Raw genomic sequence first — 5,570 nt, forward strand, 5'->3', positions numbered from 1 at the left:
CCCCACTGGCGAAGGTCCTGCCGCCGGTCACCCACCGGCCGCACGCCGGCGGCTTCCTCCTGGGCAGGCTCCTGCTCACCCAGGCGGCGCCGCCGCGGCCGGCGTAGTTCACTCCCACTCGATGGTGCCCGGCGGCTTGCTCGTCACGTCGAGCACCACACGGTTGACCTCACGCACCTCGTTGGTGATGCGCGTCGAGATGACCGACAGCACGTCGTACGGCAGGCGCGTCCAGTCCGCCGTCATGGCGTCCTCGGACGAGACCGGGCGCAGCACGATCGGGTGACCGTAGGTGCGGCCGTCGCCCTGCACACCGACCGAGCGGACGTCGGCGAGCAGCACCACGGGGCACTGCCAGATCTCGTTGTCCAGGCCGGCCTTCGTCAGCTCCTCGCGGGCGATCGCGTCGGCGCGGCGCAGGATCTCCAGGCGCTCGGCCGTGATCTCGCCGACGATCCGGATGCCCAGGCCCGGCCCGGGGAACGGCTGGCGCGAGACGATCTCCTCGGGCACGCCGAGCTCGCGGCCCACCGCGCGGACCTCGTCCTTGAACAGGGTGCGCAGGGGCTCGACCAGCTCGAAGTCCAGGTCGTCGGGCAGGCCGCCCACGTTGTGGTGGCTCTTGATGTTGGCCGCGCCCTCGCCGCCGCCCGACTCGACGACGTCGGGGTACAGGGTGCCCTGCACCAGGAACTTGACCTCTTCCCCGTGCGCGCCCGCCTCGGCGACGATGTCCCGCTGCGCGTCCTCGAAGACGCGGATGAACTCGCGGCCGATGATCTTGCGCTTGGTCTCCGGGTCGCTGACGCCGGCGAGCGCCGTCAGGAAGCGCTCCTTCTCGTCGCGGATGACGAGGTTGACGCCGGTCGAGGCGACGAAGTCGGTCTCGATCTGCTCGACCTCGCCGGCCCGCATGAGGCCGTGGTCCACGTGCACGCAGGTGAGCTGGTCGCCCACGGCCTGCTGCACGAGCGCGGCGGCGACGGCGGAGTCGACGCCGCCGGACAGCGCGCAGATCACGCGGGCGCTGCCGATCTGGGCCTTGATGGCCGCGACCTGGTCGGCGATGACGTTGCCGGGGGTCCAGTCGGGCTTGAGCCCCGCGCCCTCGTAGAGGAAGTGCTCCAGCACGGTCTGGCCGTGCGCCGAGTGCCGCACCTCGGGGTGCCACTGCACGCCGAACAGGCGGCGGCGGGTGTCCTCGAAGGCCGCGACGGGCGAGCCGTCCGACGTCGCGAGCACCTCGAAGCCGACCGGCGCGCGGTGCACGGCGTCGCCGTGGCTCATCCAGGCGGTCTGGTGCTCGGGGGTGTCGGCGAGCAGCACGCCCGAGGCGCACACCTCGACCTCCGTGCCGCCGAACTCGCTCAGCCCGGTCTGCGCGACCTCGCCGCCGAGCGCCTGCGCCATGGCCTGGAAGCCGTAGCAGATGCCCATGACGGGCACGCCGGCCTCGAAGAGCTTGGGGTCCACGAACGGGGCGCCGGCCGCGTACACGGAGGAGGGCCCGCCGGACAGGATGATGGCCGCGGGGTCCTTGGCGAGCATCTGCTCGACCGTGAACGTGTGCGGCACGATCTCCGAGTACACCTTGGCCTCGCGCACGCGGCGCGCGATCAGCTGGGCGTACTGCGCGCCGAAGTCGACGACGATGACCGGGCGGGGGGTCTGCGGCTGGTTCTCAGGGGCAGTGGACGACACCCGGCAAGTCTAAGTGCCCGACGGCGGCCCGGCGCCCCACGGCGGAGTTACGTCCCGCACGTCTGGCGCCGGGCTCTCCGGCCGCGGCGACCCGCCCGCCCGCGCTCACCACTCGGCGAACGACCCGTCGTCGTGCCGCCAGACCGGGTTGCGCCAGCGGTGCCCCTCGGCGGCGCGCTCCCGGACGTAGTCCTCGTTCACCTCGATGCCCAGGCCCGGCCCCTGCGGGATGGCGACGGAGCCGTCCTCGTAGGCGAAGACGCCGGGGTCGACGATGTAGTCGAGCAGGTCGTTCGCCTTGTTGTAGTGGATGCCGAGGCTCTGCTCCTGGATCACCGCGTTGTACGCCACGGCGTCGAGCTGTAGGCACGCGGCCAGCGCGATCGGGCCGAGCGGGCAGTGCGGCGCCACGGCGATGTCGTAGGCCTCGGCCATCGCGGCGATCTTGCGCACCTCGGTGATGCCGCCCGCGTGCGAAAGGTCGGGCTGGATGATGTCGACGACGCCCGTGGTGATGACGTTCTTGAAGTCCCACCGGGAGTACAGCCGCTCCCCGAGCGCGATGGGCGTGGTCGAGTTCCGCAGCACGTCGGCGATCCCGTCGACGTGCTCGGAGAGCACGGGCTCCTCGACGAACATCAGGTGGTACGGCGCCAGGGCGTCGAGCAGCACGCGCGCCATCGGGCGGTGCACGCGCCCGTGGAAGTCGACGCCGATCCCGATGTTCGGCCCGACGGCGTCGCGGACTGCCGCCACGTTGGCGACCACCCGCTCGACCTTGTCGCGGGAGTCGACGTACTGCAGCTCCTCCGGACCGTTCATCTTGACCGCCGAGAAGCCGCGCTCGACGGCGTCCTTGGCCTGGGCCGCCGTCTCGGCGGGCCGGTCGCCGCCGATCCACGAGTAGACCTTGATCCGGTCGCGCAGCCGGCCGCCGAGCAGGTCGTGCACGGGCACGCCGAGCGCCTTGCCCTTGATGTCCCACAGCGCCTGGTCGATGCCGGCCAGCGCGCTCATGTGGATGCCGCCGCCGCGGTAGAACCCGGAGCGGTACAGCACGGTCCAGTGCTCCTCGATCCGGCGGGGGTCCTTGCCGATCAGGTAGTCGGACAGCTCCTCGACGGCGGCGGCGACGCTGGCCGCGCGGCCCTCCAGGACGGGCTCGCCCCAGCCGACGATCCCCTCGTCGGTCTCGATCTTGAGGAAGAGCCACCGGGGCGGCAGGACGAATGTCGTCATCGACGTGATCTTCACGGCAGGCCTCTCAGTCGTTGCAGTTCTCGTGCCAGATCCGGACCAGCTCGGCCGCCCGCGCGCCGACCGTCGCGGGCGCGTCGCCCGGCCGGTACAGCGACGTCCCGATGCCCGCGCCGGACGCGCCGGCCCGCGCCCAGTCGGCGAGGTTACCGGCGTCGACGCCGCCCACCGGGACCAGCGCGGTGCCGCTCGGCAGCACGCTCGCCCAGGCCCGCAGGCCGCCGATGCCGACGGCGGAGCCGGGGAAGAGCTTGATCGCCCGGGCGCCCGCGTCGAGCGCGGCGAAGGCCTCCGTCGGCGTCGCCGCCCCGGGGTAGCTCTCCAGCCCGAGCCGCACGGTCTCGGCGATCACGTCCGGCCGGGTGTTCGGGGAGACGATGAGCGAGGCCCCGGCGTCGGCCGCCCGGCGCACGTCGTCCGGGCTGAGCACGGTGCCCGCCCCGACGCGCCGGTCGGCCGGGCCGGCCGCACGGATGCGGCGGACGGACTCCAGCGGGTCCGGGGAGTTGAGCGGTACCTCGACGGCGTCGAACCCCGCCTCGAAGACAGCCTCCGCGACGGCGACGGCGTCGGCGGGCGGCACGCCGCGCAGGATCGCGATCAGGCCGGTGGACCGGGTGTTCATGCGAGCTGCTCCTCGGTGGGGTCGAGCGGGGCGGGGTCGAGCGGGGCGGGGTCGAGCGAGGCCGGGTCGAGCGAGGCCAGGCCGGCGTCGAGGGCGACGCGCCACAGGCCGCGGGCGGTGGCGTCCTCGCCGACGGCGCGGACGGCCACGCCGCTCCGCTCCAGGGCGAGGCGGTAGCGGTGCGTGGTGGACGGTGACCCGCACAGGACGACGACGTCGGCCGGCTCGGCGCGCAGCGCGTGCCGCACCTCGGCGCCGATCAGCAGCCCGGACAGGTAGTCGGCCACGTCCTGGCCCGCGAGGCGGCCGGCCAGCACGAGCGTGCGCGCCGTGAACAGCAGCGCCGGCAGGCCCCGCTCGTCGCCGTGCTCGGCCTCTGCCTCCAGACCCCAGGTGAAGGCGTCCGACGCCTCCGTGCCGGGCTCCCCCTCGGCGAGCCGGCCGAGGATGCTGTCGCGCAGCAGGAGGCCGTAGAGCTCGCCGGTCATGGCGGTGGCGAAGCCCGCGACGCAGTCGCCGTCGAGGCGTACCCACTTGGAGTGCGTGCCGGGCAGGACGACGGTGTGCCGGCGGTCCGGGGTGGCCGGGTGCCCGGCCGGGGTCTGGTGTTCCGTGGCGATCGCGGCCAGCGCGCCCACGAGCTGCACCTCCTCGCCCCGCATGACGTCCGGGAGGGGGCCCGTGGCCCGCAGCCCGGGGACGAGGTGGACCACCGAGTCGCCCGCCGGCACCACGGTCAGCCGGTAGGCGAGGCCGCCGAGCTCCGCCGGCACGTCCAGGTACCCGGCGTCGGCCCAGCCGAGGTTCGACCCCGCCATCCCGGAGCACAGCACGGGGATGCCGGGGTGCTCGTCGAGCCAGGGCCGGCACAGCCGCGAGAACGTCGCCTCGAAGGCGGCGGCCCGCGCCCGGGGCGAGTCGGCCCGCTCCGACAGCGAGAGCGCGCCGTCCGCCGTCCGGACGCCGTCCACGACCGCACCCGTGGCGTCCAGGAGCCAGGCGCGGAACGTCGTCGTGCCCCAGTCGAGGGCCACCAGCGCGGCGTCGCGCCTCGGTGCGTCGTCAGCCATGTTCTGGACGGTAGACCGGAGTCCCGATAGTCCGAACCTCATCCCTATTATCGGGATTTCCGGCGTCTCGGGATAGCGTGGCGCGATGGCCACTCCGTCCGACGCCGCCGCCCCGCCGGGCACACAGACCCTCGCGCGGGGCATCGCCGTGGTGAACGCCGTCGCCCGCGGCTGCACGCGCCTGCGCGACATCTCGGCCGAGACCGGGGTCGGGCGCAGCACCACCCACCGCCTGCTCCAGCTCCTGCTGGCCACCGGCTACCTGCGCCAGCACGACGACGGCGCCTACGCGCTCGGCCCCGCCCTCATCGAGCTCGGCTACCAGGCGCTGCAGGAGAACCCGGTGACCGGCGTGGGCGCGCCGGTGCTGCGCGCGCTCGCCGAGCGGGTCCACGACACCGTGCACCTCGCCATCGAGGACCGCGGGCAGGTGCTCTACCTCGACAAGATCCCGGGCACGCGCGGGGCGGTGATGCGTTCGCAGATCGGGCACCGCATGCCGCTGACCCGGACCGGGATCGGCAAGGCGCTGCTCCTGGACGAGCCTGGTCGCTGGAGCGAGCAGTTCCTCGCCGAGCGGCCCGTCGGCGCGGAGCACGGCCTGGAGCGGGATGTGCTCACCGTCGAGGCGTTCGTGCAGGTCATGGAGGCTTCGGCGAGCCGGGGCGTGACCTTCGACCTGGAGGAGAACGAGCCGGGGATCCTCTGTGTCGCGGCGCCGGTGCGCGACACGTCGGGCGCGATCGTCGCCGCGATCAGCGTCACGGCGACCCGGCCCTACATGCCCCCGGAACGCCTGGAGACCCTGACCCCGGTCGTCCGCGACGCGGCCGCCCGCATCTCGGCCGCCCTCGGCTGGCGCCCCCGTTGAGTGCTGGGTATTTGCGCTCTTCGCGGCTCGGAAGGCGCAAATACCC

At 73.7% G+C, this 5,570-nt stretch carries 5 protein-coding genes; 1 reads left to right on the plus strand and 4 read right to left on the minus strand.

All coding sequences use genetic code 11. The annotated features are described in order from the left end of the window. Window positions 1-108 precede the first annotated feature (108 nt). The 4 genes from guaA to ACFWEJ_RS26810 form a co-directional block, all read right to left on the minus strand. On the minus strand, window positions 109-1,701 hold the full coding sequence (gene guaA, locus ACFWEJ_RS26795; RefSeq protein WP_377232219.1) for a glutamine-hydrolyzing GMP synthase: 1,593 nt from the start codon (window positions 1,699-1,701) through the stop codon (window positions 109-111). A gap of 105 nt (window positions 1,702-1,806) precedes the next feature. Then, a complete protein-coding gene (gene dgoD, locus ACFWEJ_RS26800; RefSeq protein WP_377232220.1) occupies window positions 1,807-2,955 on the minus strand; it encodes a galactonate dehydratase in 1,149 nt (382 codons plus the stop codon). A gap of 10 nt (window positions 2,956-2,965) precedes the next feature. After that, window positions 2,966-3,583: a 2-dehydro-3-deoxy-6-phosphogalactonate aldolase gene (locus tag ACFWEJ_RS26805; RefSeq protein WP_377232221.1), complete on the minus strand. Its 618-nt coding sequence runs from the start codon at window positions 3,581-3,583 to the stop codon at window positions 2,966-2,968. Next, window positions 3,580-4,653, minus strand: a complete 1,074-nt coding sequence (locus ACFWEJ_RS26810; protein WP_377232222.1) for a 2-dehydro-3-deoxygalactonokinase — start codon at window positions 4,651-4,653, stop codon at window positions 3,580-3,582. The genes ACFWEJ_RS26805 and ACFWEJ_RS26810 overlap by 4 nt, the downstream gene beginning before the upstream one ends. Window positions 4,654-4,738: 85 nt before the next feature. Here ACFWEJ_RS26810 and ACFWEJ_RS26815 point away from each other — a divergent pair, with 85 nt between their 5' ends. After that, on the plus strand, window positions 4,739-5,524 hold the full coding sequence (locus ACFWEJ_RS26815) for an IclR family transcriptional regulator (RefSeq protein WP_377232223.1): 786 nt from the start codon (window positions 4,739-4,741) through the stop codon (window positions 5,522-5,524). Window positions 5,525-5,570 lie beyond the last annotated feature (46 nt).

Source organism: Promicromonospora sp. NPDC060204 (genome assembly GCF_042728455.1).
GTDB lineage: Bacteria > Actinomycetota > Actinomycetes > Actinomycetales > Cellulomonadaceae > Promicromonospora.